Origin of the sequence: Actinotignum timonense, assembly GCF_002860685.3 — a bacterium.
Classification (GTDB): Bacteria; Actinomycetota; Actinomycetes; order Actinomycetales; family Actinomycetaceae; genus Actinotignum; species Actinotignum timonense.
Map to the genome: position 1 here is coordinate 1507649 of NZ_CP136960.1, position 20218 is coordinate 1527866.

Consider the following 20218-nt stretch of genomic DNA (forward strand, 5'->3'; position numbering starts at 1 on the left):
CTTATTCCTGTTTCGCCGCCCATGCGTATGAGGCGAGCCTTTCGGTGAGCTCCTCGTGGGTGCCGCGCGCGCTCACGTGGGCGATACCGCCCTCATCGCGGGTTATCACAATAACCTCGTCGGCCGCATCGAGGGGCGTGAGCCGGTGCGTCACCAAGATAATAGTACGCGGGTCGGCGCTATTCTTACCGGCCCGGAGCAAATCGCGGATAAGCTCATCGGCAGTTTCCGGGTCGAGGTGCTCACCGGGCTCATCCAGGAGCAAGAACTCCGCGTCAGAGGCCAGTGCGCGGGCAAGGAGCAGGCGCCGTCGTTCTCCACCGGAAATCGTGGCGGCGTCCTCTCCGAGCAGGGTGTGTACCCCGCGCGGAAGCTGGGTGAGCCAGGTGCCCAGGCCCGCCCGTACCAGCAGCTCCACCGCTTCTCTTTCGGTAACCGAAGGGCGGGCCACCCGCAGGTTTTCCAGCACGGTTGTTTCGAAAACGTGGGCGTCTTCCGCCGTGAGGGTGAGGGTGTGGGAGACGGTGCGCCGGTCGAGGGTGGAAACTTCATGTCCGTCCAGGCGCACCGAGCCGGCGTGCGGGCGCAGCATTCCCGCCAGGGTATAGAGCAGGGTCGATTTCCCAATTCCGGAATGCCCCACGATGGCGATGGAGGAACCGCGTTCCACGTGCAGCTCGAAAGGTCCGGCCACATCCGGGCCGCCTGGCCAGCCGATAATAAGGTCGGTGGCATGCAAGCCGCGTTCCGCAACCGGGGCCGGGGCTTCCGGTTCTTCGCTGCGCTGGGCACGGTCGAGGAGCTCGAGGATCCGCTGGGCGGCTTTGGCCGAACGCACCAGCTGGATAGCGGCTTCCCCGAGGCCCTGGGTGGCTTCGAAAGCGGCGAGCGGGGTGAGCACGCAGACCGCCAGCGCGGTGGCGGAGAGGGTGCCGGCATCCAGGGCGCGGCTCCCGATAAGAATCGCACCCACCACGGCAATCCCCATGGCGAGGGTATCGAGGGCGATAGCGAGGGCTTGGGGGCGGGCAGCGGCATCGCGGTGGCGGAAGATGCGCTGTTCGGTGGCTTCCTGCACGTCCTCCATGGCGCCCACCCGCCCGGCTACCCGCAGCTCCGCGGCGGAATCCAGCATGGTCAGCGCGGTAGCGGAGATCTCGGTTTCGTCACGCACCTGCGCTTCTTCGGCGATGCGCCCGCCGCGCATGGCCAGGTAGGGCGCGAGAATCCCGGAAATCAGGAGGCAGCCGGCCAGCAGCAGGCCGATGGGTGGACACAGAATCCCCACGATCAGGCAGGAGACCAGGCAGACGATCCCGGCAACCGCGCCCGGTTGCACCGCTTTGACGACGACGTCGCCAACGGAATCGACATCCCGGCCGGTACGGGCGAGCAGGTCACCGCGCCGCACCGAAGTGACGACGTCGGTGGGGGAATCGGCCAGGGTCGCGTACACGGCAGTACGCAAATTGGACATCCCGTAGAGGGTCACCCGGTGCGAGAAAATCCGATTAACATAGCGCAGCAACGCCTTGGAGACCCCGAAGAAACGCACCGAGGTGGTGGCTACCCCGAGGGCAAGGACCGGAGGCATTTGGGAGGCGCGGGTGATAAGCCAGGCAGAAACGGCGGCTAGGGCCACCGAGCTGCTCAGCCCGGCAGCACCCGCCGCAACGGAGCCCCAGAATCCGCCCTTATCCACGCGCAGCAAGCGCAGGGCACGGATGAGAGCGCGGCGTTCATCTTGAGGGAAAGTACTCACTTGGTCACCTCGGTTGTCTGGGAGTTGGTGGATGCGGTGGCGGACGGTGCGGCGGCGGCTTGCGTTTGCGCGGCGGCTTGCGTTTGCGCGTGCGCGGCGGCCGGCCCGGGGACCGGCCTTGCGGTGGCGGGAGACGTGGTGGCCGGTTGCGCCGTCGTCGATACAACGTCAATAACCGCGTCGGCAAGATCTAGAAGCGCGGTGCGGTGCGCGATCACAATAACCGTGCGGCCCTGCGCGCGCAGATGCGCAACAGATTCGACGACGCGCTTTTCGCTACGGGCATCCAGGTGGGCGGAAGGTTCATCGAGGAGCACCAGCGGGCGCTCGGATACCAGGGCGCGGGTGAGGGCAAGGCGTTGGCGCTGACCCACGGAAAGGCCCACCCCGCCCTGCCCGATGAAGGTATTCCAGCCGTCGGGAAGTTCGGCGATGACCTCGTCGAAACCGGCGAGGGCGGCGGCGCGTTCCAGGGCCGGGCCCGGAGTTACCCCGATATTTTCCTCCACGGTTCCCGGCACGATCACCGGGCGTTGGGAAACCCAGGAAATCTGCGCCCACAGGCTTTCTTGGCGGATATCTGCGAGCGGGGTGGTGCCGATATGCACGGTTCCGCTATCGGGGGTAATGAAGCGGAGGAGCACATTCGCCGTCGTCGTTTTTCCGGAACCGGAAGCCCCGCGCAAAGCAGTGACGTGCCCGGGAAGTATCTGGGCATTCAGATGCGAGGGAGCGATGGTATCGCGGCCCGGGGCGAGCACCGAAAGATCGGAAATGGTGATGGGGGAGGTGGCTAGATCCGGGCAGTCGAGCGTGCCGTTTTCCACGGGCAGGGGTTGTTCGAGCAGGTCGAAAACCTGGGCGGAAGCGGCCACCCCGTTGGAAGAGGCGTGGAATTGGGTGCCCACTTCCCGCAGCGGTTTAAAAACTTCCGGGGTGAGCATAATAATCGTCAGGCCGGTGAAAAGGGAGACGTTTCCGGCCACCATGCGCAGGCCCACCTCCACCGCAACGAGGGCGGTGGAGAGCGTGGCGAGGAATTCCAGAACAGCACCGGAGAGGAAAGCAATATAGAGAGTCTGAAGTGTTTTCTTCGCGTAATCATCCCCGAGGTGCTTGACGCGCCGGGCCGGGCCTTCTTCACGCCCGAGCGCCTTGAGGGTGGAAAGGCCGCCCAGGAGGTCAAGGAGCTGCTGGCCCAGGCGCTGCATGGAAGCGAGGCGTTCATTGGAGAAAGCTTGGGTCATGCGCCCGATGAGGATCATGAAAATCGGGATGAGGGGGATGCAGGCCACGATGGCGATAGCGCTCACCCAATCGAGGAAAAGAATAACGACGAGCGCGAAGGGCGTGACCGTGCAGGTGAGGATGAGCTGAGGGAGGAATTTGACGAAATAGGGTTCCAGGTCGTCCAGCCCGGAGGTCACCAGGGTGACGGTGGTGGAGGTGTTTCCCGCGGCGAGCCAGCGGTCGCCCAGATCACCGGCGCGGCGTAGTACCCGGGCGCGAAGATTAGCGATGGTGCGCAGCGCGGCGCGATGGCCGTAGGATTCGCGGATATAGATAAGAAGGCTACGTGCGTTGAAGGCCGCTGCCACCCCGAACACCGGCCAGCCGATATCACGGAAAGTGAGATCGCCGTCTGCCACCGGGGCGACCGAAGCGGCAATAAAGAAGCATTGCGCGAGCACGAGCGCTGTTTCGAGAAAACCAACGCCGCCGAGTAGGGCGACGTAGCGGCGCGCCGTAGGCGCGAATTTCATGAGTCGAGCATCAACGGGCTTCATTCTTCTCCTTGCACTCTGCTTTATAGTAGCCCGCCCGGTCTTGCTTACCCGGCGGCCACGCGAATTCGCGAGGCCGCTACGGCGGTTTTATGAGCGAGTTTGTGAAGGTGGGGGTTTATGAGGGGAGGCCGCGCGCACGGTGCGTGCGCGCGGCCTCCCGATCTCACGTGCTACTTAGCGAACCTCGAACTCGCGGATCTTCTTCGGTTCCAATCCCACGGGTTCCTCGGGGATTTGGCCAGCGTCAATGCGCTTGCGGAACACGGAGTATGCCCACACCGTGTAACCGAGGACGATCGGAACGAAGATGAGTGCCGCAATGGTCATGATGGTTTGCGTCGGCGCGGTGGCCGAAGCCTGCGCGATCGTGAGGGAGTAGGCCTCGTTGATCGACGACTTCATGACGTAGGGGACCATCATCGCGAAGATGGTGGATACCGCCCCGGCAATTGCCGCGAAGTGCAGCCCGAAGGCCAGAATTTCACGGTTGGCCCAGGTGGCTACCACGGTGGCAATGAGGAGCAGCGCGCAGATAGCCAGCGGGATAATCGCCAGCACCTGCGAGCTGTACACGAAGTAGGCCCACAGTGCCCAGACCGCGGTGATCGCCGTGGAGATCACGGTGGTGCGCTTCGCCAGGTTAATGGAGCGCAGCTGGAGTTCACCGGCCGTCTTAATCGAGAGCCACAGCGCGCCGTGGCTGAAGAACAGCGAGAGGGTCACGAGCCCGCCCAGGATGGTGAAGGGAGTGAGCAGCGAGAAGAACCCGCCGGTCAGGTAGTGGTGGTTATCCGCGAGGGCTTCCCAGGTCACCGCATCGGGTGCCACGGCCACGAACTCACCGGAGGAGTAGTTGCCTACTTCGATTTTCATCCCGGCTACGAGGTTGGCGAAAGCCACCCCGAAGAGGATCGAGACGATCCACGAGACGATGCAATGCAGGGTGTCCCAGGTGTTGCGCCAGCGCTCGGTGCGGATCATCTTGCGCCATTCCAGGGCGCAGATCCGGATAATGAGGCAGACGAGCACGAGGACGAGGGCGATGTACATACCCGAGAACATGGTGGCGTACCATTCCGGGAACGCCGCGAAGGTAGCGCCACCTGCGGTGAGCAGCCACACTTCGTTGCCATCCCAGTGGGGTCCAATCGAGTTGATCATCGCGCGGCGTTCACGTTCATTACGCGCAAAGGTCTTGAGGAACATCCCCACGCCGTAGCCGAAGCCCTCCAGAGCGAGGAAACCAATCCACAGGACCGCTACGAGGATGAACCACAGTGTCATCAAAAATGTTTGTTCCATGAGGTCCTCCTAGTAAACGAAATTCGGGGTAGATTTCGCATCGTATTCGACGACCTTCTTGTGGGTATTGATACCCTCGCGCAGGTAGCGGCCCAAGAGCCACACCCACACCACGCCCAGTGCCGAGTAGAGCACAGTGAAGATCGTTAGCGAGAAGGCCACGCTGCCACCATTGACGGAGTGGGAAACGCCCAGATCCGTCATAAGGAGCACGCCGTCGATTTGAGTCGGGTACACGATCCACGGCTGGCGGCCGATTTCGGTCAGGATCCAGCCCGCGGAGTTCGCCACGAATTGCAGCGGAATCATCCACAGCCAGAACTTACCCCAGCTTTCCGAACGCATGATCCGATCCCCGCGCAGCACCCACAGCCCAAGGGCCGCGATGAGGATGTCGAGCAGTCCAACTCCGACCATCACGCGGAAGGAGTAGTAGGACGCCAGAACATTCGGGGTGACCTGCTGGTTTTCGAACGCGGTATCGAATTTCTCCACGAGTTCCGCATTGACGTTTTCCATCTGGTGGATGCGATCCCGCACCCGCTCATTAGCTTCGCTAATGGATTCCAGCCGCGATTCGGGGCCGGACCAGTGGTTGGTCATCATGAAGGATTCCAGGCCGGGAATCGGTACGTAAATGGAGGTGGCATCTTCGCAGCTATTACCCCACATCACGAGGGACAGCTTGGCGTTTTCTTCACCCTGGCACACGCCCATCATGGCCGCGGCCTTGGGCGGCTGGATCACGCCGAGGTGCTGGCCCATGTAGTGGCCGGAGAGCGCGGCGATAATCGCGGCAACCAGGGTGACCTTGAGACCGAGCTTGGCGGTGGGCTTCCAGTATTCGCGCGCCTCGACTTCATTGCCGGAGAGGCGAATAGAGCGGGCCATCCACCAGAAGGCGAAGCCGGCCACCACAACGCCGGCCAGAGTGAAGGCGGCGCCCATGGTGTGGAGGAAGGTGAGTACCCAGGTGGTATTGGCGAACAGACCGAGGAAGCCCGCCATGCCGTCCAGCTCAGCGCGCCCGGTTTCCGGGTTGAAGACCGCGCCGTGCGGATCCTGCATGAAGGAGTTCGCGGCCAAAATCCAGGCCGCGGAGATCACGGTACCCATGGAGAAAAGCCAGATGGTCAGGTTATGCACCTTGGGGGAGAGGCGGCCCTTGCCGAAGATCCACAATCCGAGGAACGTGGACTCCAGGAAGAACGCCAGGAGAGCCTCGAAAGCGAGCGGGGCGCCGAAGATGTCACCGACGAAACGCGAGTACTCCGACCAGTTCAAACCGAACTGGAATTCCTGCACGATACCGGTGGCAACGCCGAGCGCGAAGTTGATGAGCAGGATCTTGCCGAAGAAATCGGTAATCCGCTGCCACTTCGGATCGCCCGTTTTGCGGGCCTTAGTTTGCATATACGCAACGATGACAGACAGGCCAATGGTCAGGGGCACCTGAAGCCAGTGGTAGACGGTTGTAATACCGAACTGCCATCGCGCAAGGGTGATCGGATCCACCTTTTCACCTTTCCGATGTGTAACACGTGTGATCGCGCGTGGAGCGCTGCGGTGGTCCCGTAGCAGCGCGATCATTTTTTCACCCTCGATCCTACTCACCGCAGCGGCAATAAGAGGTATCGAACACGAGGGACTTTTGTCCGGCGCGGCGCTCATGTGCCATCTGGCACACAGGTTAGCGACACCTGTCAAAAAATAAGGACGAAAGTCCTGACCGGCCTCATGTGGTGGCGATTGGGCATCCCACTGAGGTGCTGCCTTTGCGGAGAATGCGGGAATCTCCCAGCGCCGGCCCGGGACTCCTCATGTAGAATCGGTACCAGTGTACCGGGCGCTACCGTATCGCCCCGGTGGTTTGAGGCAGTGAAGAACCTGGCCGGCAGATTGTGAGCGCCGGATATGCCCTCGAACGTAGATGTGCTTGCGCGGCATTGGCCGCAATGGTGACAGGCCCGCACGGGATACGGGGTGCGCGCCTGTCGGGAAGTGTAGACGAATGGCGAAAGAAGCCACCGCGTCGGAGCACGGCACCGTGAGTGCGGCTGCGGCGAGCCCGTTTTTTATTCCGGCACCAGAAGAAGAGGTGGTGGACATCCCGCGCTTCCGTATTAATACGGATATTCCACTCTTCCAGGAACCCGACGCTGCCAACGCCATCCGGGTCACCTACCTCGTTGATGACGATTCTTCCAGCGGCGCAGATTCCGATTCTGGCGATAATTCTTCCTCCCGGCGCACCCGCCGGCGCGAACGTGGCGAGCATGATTCTTCTGCCCGCACGCCTCGAAGTGCGGAGCACGACGACGCCGCCTCTGAAGAAGGCGAGCACGAAGAAACGGATGATACTTCGGTAGCGCCCACCCGCAGGCGTCGTCGTAGCCTTTCTTCCGATGATGAAGTGGCGGCGCCCCGGGGCTCCACTCGCCTGGCCGCCAAGCGGGCCCGGCGCCGCGAAAACCGCGAGGGTTCGGCGCGCCGGCGCGGTTCCATTACAGAAGTGGAATACCTGGCGCGGCGCGAATCGGTCAAGCGTGACATGATCGTGCGCGAACGCGATGGTCTCAACCAAATCGCGGTGCTCGAAGATGATGTGCTCGTCGAGCATTACGTGGCGCGGCATACCCAGATTTCCATGGTTGGCAATGTGTACCTGGGGCGGGTGCAAAATGTGCTGCCCTCGATGGAAGCCGCTTTCGTGGATATCGGTAAGGGTCGTAACGCGGTCCTTTACGCCGGGGAAGTGGATTGGAAAGCCGCCGGGGTTACGGGTAAAAACCGGCGCATTGAGCAGGCCCTGAAATCCGGGGATACCGTGCTGGTGCAGGTCACCAAGGATCCTATTGGCCATAAGGGCGCGCGCCTGACCAGCCAGGTTACCCTGGCTGGGCGGCATCTTGTTCTTGTTCCCGGTGGGGATATGACCGGTATTTCGCGTAAGCTTCCCGATTCGGAACGCTCGCGGCTCAAGAAGCTTCTTAAAGAAATTGTGCCGGAAGATCACGGCGTTATTGTGCGTACCGCCGCCGAAGGTGCGAGCGCTGAACAGCTCCAGAATGACGTGGATCGCCTGACGAAGAGCTGGAAGGAAATTCAGCGCAAGGCCAAGGCGGCGAAAACCGCCCCGCAGGTACTCAAGAGCGAACCGGAACTGGCCGTGCGGGTGGTACGCGATATCTTCAACGAAGATTTTGATTCCCTGCGCGTGCAGGGTGAGGATGCCTGGGAAACGATTTCCACCTACGTGGAAGAGCTGTCCCCCGAACTCATGGACCGGGTGAGCCGCTGGGATGATTCCCGCGATATTTTCGAGGCCTACCGGGTGGAAGAGCAGCTCGCCAAGGCTTTTGATCGCAAGGTGTGGCTGCCCTCGGGCGGAACCCTCGTTATTGACCGCACCGAAGCCATGACGGTGGTGGACGTGAACACCGGGAAATTCACCGGATCGGGTGGCTCGCTAGAAGAAACGGTTACCCGCAATAATCTGGAAGCGGCCGAAGAAATCGTGCGGCAATTGCGGCTGCGCGATATCGGCGGGATTGTGGTTATTGACTTTATTGATATGGTTCTGGAATCCAACCGTGACCTGGTGCTGCGCCGGCTCATCGAGTGTCTCGGGCGTGATCGCACCCGCCACCAGGTAGCGGAAGTAACCTCCCTGGGCCTGGTGCAGATGACCCGCAAGCGCGTGGGGCAGGGCCTCGTGGAGGCTTTCTCTACTGTTTGTGAGGCCTGTGAAGGGCGCGGCTATATTATTCATGATCACCCGGTGGAGGAAAACGAAGAACCTCACGCACCCCGCAAGCGCAAGGCGCGGCGGGAAGCCTCGGCGCCGCAGCGCGAGGCGGCTGTGCAGATGATGAATTCCATCGCCGCTGCCGGGCATGCTGATGCGCAGCAGAAAGATAGCCAGGAGAAGGCGGACAACCAGGAGAAAACCGACAAGCCCGCCGAATCACGGAAATCCGCGAAGCGGGAGAAGTCGGAAAAGTCGGAGAAATCTGAAAAGTCGGAGAAGCCAGATAAACAGGATAAGTCCGAGAAGCAGCCGGCTACGCGGCGTCGTCGTAGCTCGCGCAGCGCGGCAGCCACCGCGGATACCTCGAGCGTTACCACCAAGGATGCGGCTGTCACGGGCGGCGCACGCACTGCATCTGGTACCGCAACTAACGGAACCGGCACCGCAAGCACGGGCACCGCGCGGAAGACCGGCATGGTTATCTCCTCCGGTGTGGTGAGCCCCACGCACGCGGCCGCTTCGACTAGCGCCCACGCAAAGACGGTGTCGCCGTCGTCCTCTATCCACACCGGATCGAGTGAAGCGGCTAACGGTACGCGCGGGGGTACCAAGCGGCGCGCCGTGGTTTCTTCCGGACCCATCTCCACCGGCAACGGGGCGGGGGTTCTGAGTTTCCCGGCGAGTTCCCAAGGGTAAACCGGGGTGGTGGAATGCGCCGCGCGCCTAAGGTACGTGGCGCATCCCATAGCGATACGGCCGGTCTCATGCGCAGTCTCACTTGTAAGAAAGCGGGTCAACGCAGTAAAGTAGATGGTCGGTGCTTAGGCACTCAGTCGTTTAAGTGCGCTGTCCAGCGCGAAAAGTAGCCGTAATCAACAGGAGCAAACGTGGTGTACGCGATCGTCAAGGCCGGGGGCCGTCAGGAAAAGGTTTCTGTCGGAACCGTCGTGGTTGTTGACAGGATGGAAGGTGAAGTCGGCGATACCGTCGAACTCGAACCCATCATGCTCGTTGACGGGGATAAGATCACCACGGCTGCCGATGGCATTTCGGCGAAGGTTACCGCGGAAATTGTGCGCGATGAAAAGGGACCGAAGATCTCCATCATCAAGTTCAAGAACAAGACGGGTTACCGGAAGCGCCAGGGGCATCGTCAGCCCCTGACCCGCCTCAAGGTCACCGGCATCCAGTAGGATCTGCCGCGTCAGCAGCTAGTTTTGAGATAGTAAGAAGGTAGACAGATGGCACATAAGAAGGGCGCCTCTTCCTCGCGCAACGGGCGCGACTCCAATGCCCAGCGCCTCGGGGTGAAGCGGTACGGCGGTCAGGTTGTATCCGCCGGTGAAATTCTGGTTCGCCAGCGCGGCACGAAGTTCCATCCGGGCAATAACGTCGGGCGCGGCAAGGATGACACCCTGTTCGCTACCGCGGCCGGGACGGTCCAGTTCGCTACCCGTCGCGACCGCAAGGTCGTTGACGTTGTGGCCCAGGCTTAAGGCGCAGCGGCCCTAGCGCCGCACGCACCTATGATGAGGGGTGGGGGATTCAACCTCCACCCCGTCATTCGTTAACGCGGGCGGAGTGCGGGCGTTCGGCTATGCGCACCGGCGCCCGGCTGTTTGCGGCGCCCCGGCTCGGGGAGCCCAGCTTTTCGCACCCGCACCGCGTTATCACTACAGGAAAAGGGGAGGGCACACGTGGCCTCGTTCGTCGATAAAGTGACCTTGCACCTGCGCGCCGGCAACGGCGGAAACGGGTGCGTTTCGGTGCGCCGGGAGAAGTACAAGCCTCTCGGAGGGCCCGACGGCGCCAACGGCGGCCACGGGGGCTCCATCATCTTTGAGGTTGATTCCCAAGAATCCACCCTCATGGACTACCACCACACCCCGCACCGCAGCGCCGAAAACGGCCAGCCCGGCGCCGGTGATAACCAACGCGGCAAGAACGGCGCGGACCTGATCCTCAAAGTCCCCGCCGGAACGGTCGTGAAAAACAGCGAAGGTGATGTGCTCGCGGATCTGGTGAATCCCGGGGATTCCTTCGAAGTGGCGCGCGGCGGCGTGGGCGGCCTGGGGAATGCTGCCCTGGCTTCCCCGCGGCGCAAGGCCCCCGGCTTCGCCCTGCTCGGGGAAGCCGGCGAGGAACTTGATGTTGTTCTCGAATTGAAATCGGTGGCCGATGTGGCGCTGGTGGGCTTCCCCTCCGCTGGGAAGTCCTCCCTTATTGCGGCCATGTCCGCGGCCCGCCCGAAAATCGCCGACTATCCTTTCACCACCCTCGTGCCTAACCTCGGCGTGGTGACCGCCGGGGAAGAACGCTACACCATTGCCGATGTGCCCGGCCTTATTCCCGGAGCGTCGGAAGGGCGCGGGCTCGGCCTAGAGTTTTTGCGCCATATCGAGCGCTGCGCGGTCATTGCTCACGTTATTGATTGCGCCACCCTGGAACCGGGGCGCGATCCGCTCACCGATCTGGATACCCTGGAACACGAACTGGCCCGGTACGCGGCGAATATTCCGCCCACCGAAGGCCAGCTTCCCCTCACTGAGCGTCCGCGGGTGGTTATTCTCAATAAAATCGATGTTCCGGACGCGCGGGAACTCGCCGAATTTGTGACCCCGGAGCTGCGCGAACGCGGCCTGGATGTTTTCGCTATTTCCACTGCCAGCCACGAAGGTCTGCGCGAGCTTTCCTTCTACCTGGCGCGGGTGGTGCGCGAAGAAAAGGCCAATCGTGAGGTTACCGAAACGGTGCGCCCGGTGCTCCATCTCACTCGTGAACGCGATGACCGTTTCACCATCGTCAAGCGGCGCGACGGCATGCAGGAGTTCTGGAATGTGCGCGGGCGCCAGCCCGAGCGCTGGGTGGGGCAAACGGACTTCGCCAATGATGAAGCGGTCGGGTACCTCGGCGAGCGCCTGCACCGCCTGGGCATCGAAGATGAACTGGCACGTCTGGGTGCGGTGCCGGGCGATATGGTGGTGATTGGTCCGCCGCAGACCGGCTTCGTTTTCGATTGGGAACCGACCGTTGCCGCCGTCGCCGAAATTTACGGGCCGCGCGGGCGGGATATCCGGGTGGAAGCCGAACGCTCGCGCCCCACCCGCCGCGAAAAGCGCGCCGATTTTTACGAACGTATGGATGCCAAAGAGGAAGCCCGGCAGGAATTGCGTTCCGAGCGGGAGGCCGGCATATGGACGGACCCGCAGGCAGGCACCCCGGAAGGGGACTAAACTATCCTGCGGTGTCCCGAAGCATCAGATAAGAAAGAGTGACTCGTGTCCGGTACCTCATCCGCCCCGCTGACCCGGCGTGACTGCCTTGAGAACTCCCGTCGAATAGTCATCAAAGTTGGTTCCTCCTCCTTGACCGGGCCGGACGGTGCCCTGCACCAGGAAACCCTCGATCTTCTTGTTAATACCATCGCGGAAATGCACGCCCGCGGGGTAGACGTGGTACTGGTGTCCTCCGGCGCGGTGGCGGCCGGCATCGGCCCGCTCAAGCTGGGCCGCCCGCGTTCCCTGCGGGAAAAGCAGGCCGCGGCCATGGTGGGCCAGTCCCGCCTCATGGCCGCCTACGAAGAACGTTTCGAAGCGCACGACATCAGCGTGGGCCAGGTGCTCCTCACCGCCTCCGACGTCACCAACCGGCGCCACTACGCCAATGCGCTCACGGCCATGCGCACGCTCTTACGTTTACGGGTGGTTCCGATTGTTAATGAGAACGACGCCGTGGCCACCGACGAATTGCGCTTCGGTGACAATGACCGGTTAGCCGCGCTCACCGCCCACCTGGTGGGGGCCGGCACCCTTATTTTGCTCACCGATGTGGACGGCCTGTACACCAAACCGCCGAGTGAACCGGGGGCCACCCGCATTACCGAGGTGACCAGCGAAGATGACCTGGCAGGACTGCGGATTACCGGGCGCGGCTCAGCGGTGGGAACTGGGGGAATGCGCACCAAAGTAGCGGCTGCCGAGTTAGCCACTTCGGGCGGGGTCGGCGTGATTCTCACCCATGTCGATAATGTGCAGCGCGCCGTGGCCGGGGAAAACGTGGGAACCTGGTTCGTGCCGAGCACCAGGCACGTATCCGCGCGCGGGCGCTGGATGGAATTCGCGGCGCGGGCCCGCGGCCGGGTTACTTTGGACGACGGCGCCGTTGCCGCCATCACCGGCAACCACGCATCCCTCCTCCCGGTGGGAGTCATCGGGGTCTCGGGCCGATTCGCTGCCGGGGACATCGTGGAATTATGCGATGGGCACGGCGAGGTTATCGCCCGGGGCCTGAGTGCCTACAGCGTCGAGGAACTCATTGAGCTGGTCGGTAGCACCCGGGCGCGCGGAAAGAAGCCGGTGGTGCACGCGAACGATATCGTGCTGCTGGGTTCGTAGCGGGGTTTTCCTGCCGGGGTGCCTTGCGCAGTGGGCGGGCGTGTTCCGCAACAAGCGTCCATTCGGCAGCGAGCGTGCTTCAATGCCGAGCCGGTGGCGCGCGCAACGCGCGGGCAATTCTGTGTTTCGCCTTACTTTACGGACCTGTAACTATGTGGAAGCTGCATAAAGTTTCACGGCGGGCGCGGCCGGGGATTATTATTTGCGCTGGTCATAGCGTTGTTCGCACACAAGCTAGCGAAATATTACACCACAATGACCGAATAGTAATCTGAATAATTGAATAGTGACTTGCGCAAAGAACCGTCGTGTTCGTCTTGCCTATTGGACAATAAAGATCTAGCGTTATCGCAAGTGCTTATATAGCACCCTCGCAATCGCTCGGAACTACCCGAGCCGACGAAGAACGGAGAATTCGATGTCGCAGTTTGTCACGCTCCAGGATGTCACCTCTAGCATGCTTGCCGACTATCGAATTACCAAGGCGCATTGGCGCCGCTGGCATCACCACTTTATGAGCGCGCGCCTTCTTGCGCCGGCCAGTGCCCCCTCTGCCCGTCTTCGTCCTGATAGTGAGTACTAATGACCATCCAATTGACCACCCTGTGCACCACCACGAATGAGGAAGTTTTAAGAGAAACATTTTTAGGAGTCGATCTCTCGGCGCTCGGCGGCGGGGAGAGTCTGTGCGGCGACGGCGCAGCTACGCGCCCAGCCCACGGGGCTTCCATCGCCCACCTGGCCTCCTGCGCTGATGCGGCCTGGAAAGGCGGACTCGATTTCGTCCAGTTCTCCGGAGAATTTGTGCTTCCCGGCTCCCGGGTCGCCTCCGCGATGGAAACGGCAAGCCGCTTAGGGCCGCGTGCCCGCGGTGATATCGCGGTGGAAGTTCCTGCTACCTCCCAGGCCCTGCGCGAAGCGGTAGCCAGAACCCAGCAAGATACTTCTGATACTCCGGCTCTGGTGAGCCTGCCCATCACCCCGGCTACCGATCTCGCGGCCCTGCGCAGCGATGTGGAAAATGCGATTGCGGCCGGGGTGCGCCTCATGCCGCACGTGCGCGCCGAAGATGTCCCGAATCTGAATCTGCGCGCGATCTGCGGTATTTCTCCGATGATGCGCCTTTCCGCTCCGGATGCGCACCGTGCCCGCGAGGCCCGTTTCGCTTTGCGTACGGCGGCGGAAGAATACGATACCGACCTGCAGGTTCTCCTCGATATGACCGTTATTATTTCGGCTACCCGCACCGCGGCCCGCGAGCGCCTCTTCCTTGTCCAAGCCCTGGGCGGCCCAGACTTCTCCCGCAGTGCTCACGTGGTTGGCACCGTATATGATGTTGCGGATACCACCGAGTCCTGGCTGGGTATGGGCGCGGCAGATGGCATTATTTACCGGCCCACCTCCATCCGCACCGATTTAGCCTCGCTGGTGCGCGGAGTGCTCCCAGTCCTCTTTGGCCGGGCAGAGATTTCCTAAGCTGTACCGATAGTAGCGGGGCCTTCCGAGAGTAGCGGAGTTTCCCGAACGCAACGAGGGGCGAACTGGAAATGACCAGTTCGCCCCTCGTGGCTTGGAGCTTCGCGTGCGTGGCGCTGCATGTCTAGGCGCCTCGCGCGCGGTAGTTGCCCGGCTAGCGGCCAGCTACCGTGCTTACTCAGCCTGCTTGGCGGATTCCTCAGCTTCGTGAGCGGCAAGACGAGCGCGAATCTCATCCATATCCAGCTCCTTGACCTGCCCGATGAGATCCTCCAGCGGGCCGGCCGGCAGTGCCCCGGCCTGCTCAAAGACCCGGATGCCATCCCGGAAAGCCATAATGGTGGGAATCGCCTGAATCTGGAAATGCGCGGCGAGCTCCGGGCTATCCTCGGTGCTCACCTTGCCGAAAGTAATATCGGGGTGCTTTTCAGAAGCCTTTTCGTAAATCGGGCTGAAAGCACGGCACGGACCGCACCAGCTCGCCCAGAAATCCAGCAGGACAATGCCTTCATGCACGGTATCGTTGAAGTTTTCCGCGGTGACAGTAACGGTTGCCATGGTTCTCCTCGAGTTAGTGGAAATCTCGCTACCTGCAACGCGCCAAGCGCGAGAGCTATTCCCATGAGATAGTCCATTCGGTAACGGGTGCCTTCCTGGCCTAAAGTAGAGACTATGACCGCAACGTTAACCGAGGGCGTGGCCGATGTGGCCCGCCGCGCGCGCCAGGCGGCGCGTTCTTTGCGGGGGGCGCAAACCACGTCAAAAAATGACGCCCTTCGCCGTATCGCCGCGATTTTGCGCAGCGAAACCGCCCGTATTGTGGAGGCGAATGCCCAGGATGTGGCCCGGGAAGAAAGCCGGCTTTCCCCGGGCATGATTGATCGACTCCTCCTGAATGCGGAGCGCATCGAAGGGATTGCCCAGGCGGTGGAACACGTGGTGGGCTTGGCCGACCCGGTGGGCGAAGTGGTACGCGGTTCGCGCTTAGCTAACGGGATGCGTTTGCGGCAAGTGCGGGTGCCTATGGGCGTCATCGGGATGATTTATGAGGCCCGGCCCAATGTGACGGTCGATGCGGCTACCCTGGCGCTCAAAGCCGGATCCGCGGTGATTTTGCGCGGGGGGAGCGCCGCCATCCGCACCAACGAAGTGCTGGTCGAACTCATGCGCCAGGCGGTAACGGAGGCCGGATTCCCGGCCGACTGTGTGCAGACCATCGATGCTTTCGGGCGCGAAGGTGCCGTCGAACTGATGAAATTGCGCGGCCTGGTGGATCTTGTTATTCCGCGCGGGGGCGCCGGCCTCATCCAGACGGTCGTGCGCGAATCCCTGGTCCCCGTGATCGAAACCGGGGTGGGCAATAATCACGTGTACGTGGATGCCAGCGCGGATGTGGAGCGGGCTAGCGCCGTCGTCGTTAATTCGAAAACGCATCGGCCCAGCGTCTGCAATGCGGCCGAAACGCTTCTGGTCCACGCGGATATCGCACCGCAATTTATGCCGCGGATTTTGCGTGAACTTCACGAGCGCGGCGTGACCTTGCATTGCGATGCGGCCGCGCAAAGTTTCGCGGGTGATATTCCCACGCAGGCCGCAACGGAAGAAGATTGGGCCAAGGAATATTTGGCGTTGGAGATGGCCGTCGCGGTGGTGCCTGATCTTGAGGCGGCGCTCGCGCATATTGCCCGCTATTCGAGCGGCCATACCGAGGCTATTGTGGCCGAGGACCAGCGTGCTATTAATCGTTTCACCTCCGAGGTGGATTGCGCGGCGGTCATGGTTAATGCCTCGACGCGTTTCACGGACGGTGGCGAATTTGGGCTGGGCGCGGAAATTGGTATTTCTACCCAAAAATTGCATGCGCGGGGGCCTATGGGGCTGGAAGAAATGACCACGACGACGTGGATTGCAGAGGGCGAGGGGCATGTCCGATAAAGACGAACCGGTGCAGATTCCTTTCGACGAACGCAAGCACCGGCGTCGGCGGATCGGGGTGATGGGCGGAACTTTCGACCCGATTCACCACGGTCACCTGGTGGCAGCCTCGGAAGTGCAGCATCGTTTCGGGCTGGACGAGGTAGTTTTTGTGCCCACCGGCCGCCCCGCTTTCAAGCAGGGGCAGCACGTGAGCCCGGCCGAACACCGCTATCTCATGGCGGTTATCGCCACCGCCTCGAATACCCGCTTTACGGTATCGCGGGTGGATATTGAGCGGCGCGGACTGACCTACACCGTGGATACCCTGCGGGATTTGCGTGAGGTCTACCCGGATGCGGATCTGTACTTCATTACCGGCGCGGATGTTATTCCGGAAATTTTGCGCTGGAAGAACGCCGAGGAACTGTGGGGGATGGCGCGTTTCATCGGGGTGACGCGCCCCGGGCACAATATTGACGTGTCCGCGCTGCCCAAACACGCCGTGGAAATTGTGGAGGTTCCCGCCATGGCGATTTCCTCTACGGATGTGCGTGAGCGGGTGAAGGCCCACGAGCCCATCTGGTATTTGGTGCCCGAAGGCGTGGTGCAGCATATTAGAAAATACAAACTTTATGCCCAGCGCGAGGCACCGGGTAAACTTGACAAAGGACAGTCGTGCCGAGAGGAGAAGAAATGAGCGAGGGCGGGCGGCGCCTCACACGCAGCGAGATGCGCGAGCGCGGACTCCTAAAACCTCTCGAAGAAGGCGAGGCTTCGCCGGTAGAAGAATTGCGGCGCACCCGGGATATTCCGGTGGTGCGGGCAACGCGGCGGCGCGCCATTCTGGCCGAGCGTGCCGAAGCCATTGAGGCAGCCGGGGCGGCTGAAGTTTCTGAGCCGGTGGAACGAGCTGAAGCAGCGGTGCCGCTTCTCGAAGATGAGGGCGCTCCCACCCAGGCATACGAACCTGTGAACGCGGCCGAGCCCCGCGCGATCCATGAAGAATCCGCGCCCGCGGGGGAGCGAATCTCCGTTTTCGACCGTTTCGAAGCCGATACCGAGGCAAGTATTGGCGAAGAAGATCACTCGCTCATGCCGTCGTTTGCGACTTCGGCATCAGCTGCCGCGGCGGCTCCTGCCTCGCAGGTGGCCTCGGAATCGGTATCGGCTTCCGAACCAGCTCTGGAACCGGAAGTGGCAGCGGAATTTTCCGAAGGTGGCAGCCTGCGCGAACGTTTGCTCGCTCGCACCCAAAGCGATGCTTTGCGTGCCTCAGTTACGGAGCAGGAGCCGGCGCCGGCTGCAGCAGAAAATACCGGGAACGACGCCGCAGCGCCGTTCTCGCCCGCTTCCGTTCCCGCGGCGCAGCCGGATCCGCTCGCGCACGAATATGTAGATGAAGATGAACTCGAAGACGAATCCTCACCGCGCCGCTGGACGATGACCATGCTGCTGCTCATTGTTATTAGCGTGGTGCTCGGCCTGGTTATCGGGTTCTTCTTCCTCCAGCACGGTGCGCAGGCCGCGCCTGGTGATCTTGTGGCATCCAGCATTACCCCCAATATCAAGGAGATCTTGTGACAGCTTCGGACCGCGCGATAGAGCTCGCCCGTATTGGAGCCGCGGCTGCGGCAGAGGTGAAAGCAACATCGATTGAAGCTCTCGACGTTGGTGAGCGTTTCGGCATTTCCGATGTGTTCCTTATTATTTCCGGTGATTCGGAGCCGAAAGTACGCGCCATCGTGGATCGCGTGGAGGAGAAGCTTGACGACGCCGGCGGGCAGCGCTTGCGCCGCGAAGGCCTCACCTTCGACCCGCGCTGGGTGCTCCTGGATTACGGCGAACTGATCGTGCATATTCAGCGCGATGAGGACCGTGATGATTACGCCCTCGCGCGCCTGTGGGCCGATTGCCCGCATGTGGATCTTCAGCTAGATGATGAGGCTGTTATTACCGGGGCGCAGGTGCCCGCGGTGGCGGAGGGCGCTGCGGAATCTGAGGAACCAGGGGAACCCGGGGACTCTGAGGCGGCCGGTGCTGCTGAGGTAGATGCATGAGTGCAGATCGCATCCTGCTCTGGCGCCATGGCCAAACTGATTACAACCTGGCCTGGCGAATCCAGGGCTCCACGGATATCCCCCTCAATGCGGTAGGCCTGGGCCAGGCACGTTACGTGGCTCCCTATATCGCCGCTGCTGGCCCGGCACGTTTCGTGGCATCACCGTTGCAGCGCGCCTACGCCACCGCTCTCGAGGCTGCCAAGCTGGTAGGTCTCGAGGTGGTAACCGATGCGCGTTTAGAAGAACGCTGTTTCGGGCTCTTTGAGGGCCTGACCCGCACCGAGATTGCCGAACGCTACCCGCGTGAATTCGCGCAGTGGCGGGCGGGAGAGGAACCCGGAGGCGTCGGCGTCGAAACGAAGGAACATGTAGGCGCACGCGTGGCCGCGGCGATTAGCGAAGCCAGTGAGGATATGGATGGTGGCCTGCTGGTGGTGACCGCGCACGGCGCTGCGATCACCTGCGGACTCGGGGTGCTCCTCGGGTGCGGGGCGCAATGGCAAGGCCTGGGCGGCTTGGATAACTGCCACTGGGCCATGCTGCAGCGGCGCAAGAACGCGAACCCGCAATGGCGCCTCACCGGCTTTAACCGTTTCCTCGCCGATGAGCACGATCCAGTGAAAAACTTTGAGGTGGAAGGGCCGGAAGGCTAAGCACTCACCTGCAAGAATGCGATGCTCGACACAAAATCCGGTTCCGATTTGCCAAGCGTTTCTTCTCCGACTAAAGTTCTATAAGTCGCTTGGGGCTATGGCGCAGTTGGTAGCGCGCTTCCATGGCATGGAAGAGGTCAGGGGTTCGAATCCCCTTAGCTCCACCAAGATGAAATTTCGTATTTTCACCCGATTCATACACTCGGTTACTATCGTTGCTATGAGCACAGCGGAATCCACCATCCCCAGGAATGAGTGCTAATGCCACGCCATCAGCTGGGAGTATTAGACGCATCCGGGCACATCACCTATTGCGAACGTCAATTTGCCCGGCCCACGAATGTTCTTTTCGACGTGGACGGCACCCTCACGGACGCTAGCTCACGGGTACTCCCGGAAAATATCCGTGCGCTCCAACAGCTCCACGCCGCCGGCATCCCGATTACCCTGGCCACCGGGCGCATCATCGCCGGGGCGGCCGATATCCTCACGGAAGCCGGGGTACCCGGATGGGTGGTGGCCGAAGGCGGCTCCATCGTCTGGGACGGGCACGCGGTAGTGCGCCGCCACCCGCTCGGCGCCACCGCCTACGCGCGCGCCATTCGCTTCGCGGAGGACCATCACCTCGGCATAGTCGTCAATGGCAGCGAGAGCGTCGTCGTACAAAGTTTTGGGGCGCCCCTGTATGAGGACGTTATGTGCAACGCTTCCGCGGGGCGGGAACCGCTCCGCGGCGACGTCGCCGGCCTTGCGGCCGATACCATCACGAAACTCTCCTTTTCCGGAACCGAAACTGAACTGGACCGGCTTCGTGAGCTCTGGCAGGAGGCGTTTCCCGGGGCGGTGCGCGGGCACGCGAATTTTGTTGATGTGGTGGCTCCCGGGGTGACCAAGTGGGAAGGAATTGAGCTGGCGCTGTGGGCGCGCGGGCTGGACGCAGCACACACCTTAGGGGTGGGGGACTCCGCTAATGACATTCCCTGGATGCGCGAAATAGCGCAGAGCTGTGCAATGCCGCAGGCCAGCGCCGAAACTAAGGCCGCGGCCCGCTGGATCCTCCCCGCGGGCTCAGCGCCGGTTGCCGATCTGGTGGCCGCGGTGCTGCGGTGATATTTG

Annotated in this window: 17 protein-coding genes and 1 tRNA gene; 13 read left to right on the forward strand and 5 right to left on the reverse strand. The window is 62.1% G+C overall.

Translation table 11 applies throughout. From position 1 onward, the window contains the following. Position 1: 1 nt before the first annotated feature. The 4 genes from cydC to CYJ17_RS06260 form a co-directional block, all read right to left on the reverse strand. A complete protein-coding gene (gene cydC, locus CYJ17_RS06245; protein ID WP_087070880.1) occupies positions 2-1762 on the reverse strand; it encodes a thiol reductant ABC exporter subunit CydC in 1761 nt (586 codons plus the stop codon). Then, positions 1759-3549 (reverse strand): thiol reductant ABC exporter subunit CydD, encoded by a 1791-nt coding sequence (gene cydD / locus CYJ17_RS06250; RefSeq protein WP_087070879.1) that lies wholly within the window; start codon positions 3547-3549, stop codon positions 1759-1761. Before cydD ends, cydC begins: the two co-directional genes overlap by 4 nt. Positions 3550-3723: 174 nt before the next feature. Further along, positions 3724-4851: a cytochrome d ubiquinol oxidase subunit II gene (gene cydB, locus CYJ17_RS06255; protein ID WP_087070878.1), complete on the reverse strand. Its 1128-nt coding sequence runs from the start codon at positions 4849-4851 to the stop codon at positions 3724-3726. Between the two features lie 9 nt (positions 4852-4860). Beyond that, positions 4861-6366 carry a cytochrome ubiquinol oxidase subunit I gene (locus CYJ17_RS06260; protein ID WP_026429452.1) on the reverse strand — a complete coding sequence of 502 codons (1506 nt, stop codon included), beginning with the start codon at positions 6364-6366 and terminating at the stop codon, positions 4861-4863. Between the two features lie 496 nt (positions 6367-6862). Here CYJ17_RS06260 and CYJ17_RS06265 point away from each other — a divergent pair, with 496 nt between their 5' ends. The 6 genes from CYJ17_RS06265 (at position 6863) to CYJ17_RS06290 (ending at position 14472) form a co-directional block, all read left to right on the forward strand. Then, a complete protein-coding gene (locus CYJ17_RS06265; RefSeq protein WP_101595013.1) occupies positions 6863-9298 on the forward strand; it encodes an Rne/Rng family ribonuclease in 2436 nt (811 codons plus the stop codon). 191 nt (positions 9299-9489) lie between these two features. Further along, on the forward strand, positions 9490-9795 hold the full coding sequence (gene rplU, locus CYJ17_RS06270; protein ID WP_016442902.1) for a 50S ribosomal protein L21: 306 nt from the start codon (positions 9490-9492) through the stop codon (positions 9793-9795). Positions 9796-9843: 48 nt separating this feature from the next. Continuing rightward, the gene (rpmA, locus tag CYJ17_RS06275) at positions 9844-10098 is read left to right on the forward strand and encodes a 50S ribosomal protein L27 (RefSeq protein WP_026429451.1); all 255 of its coding nucleotides are present in this window, start codon (positions 9844-9846) and stop codon (positions 10096-10098) included. Between the two features lie 201 nt (positions 10099-10299). Continuing rightward, complete coding sequence (gene obgE, locus CYJ17_RS06280; protein WP_087070876.1) at positions 10300-11835, forward strand: GTPase ObgE; 1536 nt, start codon at positions 10300-10302, stop codon at positions 11833-11835. Between the two features lie 45 nt (positions 11836-11880). Further along, entirely contained in the window at positions 11881-12996 is a 1116-nt protein-coding gene (gene proB / locus CYJ17_RS06285; RefSeq protein ID WP_087070875.1) for a glutamate 5-kinase, read from the forward strand. Positions 12997-13578: 582 nt separating this feature from the next. Next, positions 13579-14472 carry a hypothetical protein gene (locus CYJ17_RS06290; RefSeq protein ID WP_087070874.1) on the forward strand — a complete coding sequence of 298 codons (894 nt, stop codon included), beginning with the start codon at positions 13579-13581 and terminating at the stop codon, positions 14470-14472. Between the two features lie 174 nt (positions 14473-14646). Here CYJ17_RS06290 and trxA read toward each other — a convergent pair whose 3' ends face one another. Further along, positions 14647-15030 (reverse strand): thioredoxin, encoded by a 384-nt coding sequence (gene trxA, locus CYJ17_RS06295; protein WP_087070873.1) that lies wholly within the window; start codon positions 15028-15030, stop codon positions 14647-14649. Between the two features lie 114 nt (positions 15031-15144). Between trxA and CYJ17_RS06300 the strand changes: the two genes are divergently transcribed. The 7 genes from CYJ17_RS06300 to CYJ17_RS06330 all read left to right on the forward strand — a co-directional run bounded on the left by CYJ17_RS06300 (position 15145) and on the right by CYJ17_RS06330 (position 20212). After that, entirely contained in the window at positions 15145-16407 is a 1263-nt protein-coding gene (locus CYJ17_RS06300) for a glutamate-5-semialdehyde dehydrogenase (RefSeq protein WP_101595007.1), read from the forward strand. After that, complete coding sequence (gene nadD, locus CYJ17_RS06305; protein WP_035277256.1) at positions 16397-17086, forward strand: nicotinate-nucleotide adenylyltransferase; 690 nt, start codon at positions 16397-16399, stop codon at positions 17084-17086. The genes CYJ17_RS06300 and nadD overlap by 11 nt, the downstream gene beginning before the upstream one ends. Next, on the forward strand, positions 17065-17970 hold the full coding sequence (locus CYJ17_RS06310; RefSeq protein WP_284890968.1) for a hypothetical protein: 906 nt from the start codon (positions 17065-17067) through the stop codon (positions 17968-17970). The genes nadD and CYJ17_RS06310 overlap by 22 nt, the downstream gene beginning before the upstream one ends. Then, positions 17967-18446 (forward strand): ribosome silencing factor, encoded by a 480-nt coding sequence (gene rsfS / locus CYJ17_RS06315; RefSeq protein ID WP_101595000.1) that lies wholly within the window; start codon positions 17967-17969, stop codon positions 18444-18446. The genes CYJ17_RS06310 and rsfS overlap by 4 nt, the downstream gene beginning before the upstream one ends. Further along, entirely contained in the window at positions 18443-19102 is a 660-nt protein-coding gene (locus CYJ17_RS06320; RefSeq protein WP_101657584.1) for a histidine phosphatase family protein, read from the forward strand. The genes rsfS and CYJ17_RS06320 overlap by 4 nt, the downstream gene beginning before the upstream one ends. A 91-nt stretch (positions 19103-19193) precedes the next feature. Continuing rightward, positions 19194-19269: transfer RNA gene (locus CYJ17_RS06325), tRNA-Ala, on the forward strand. Positions 19270-19363: 94 nt separating this feature from the next. Next, positions 19364-20212, forward strand: coding sequence for an HAD family hydrolase (locus CYJ17_RS06330; RefSeq protein WP_101594992.1), 849 nt, complete (start codon positions 19364-19366; stop codon positions 20210-20212). The last annotated feature ends 6 nt before the right edge of the window (positions 20213-20218 follow it).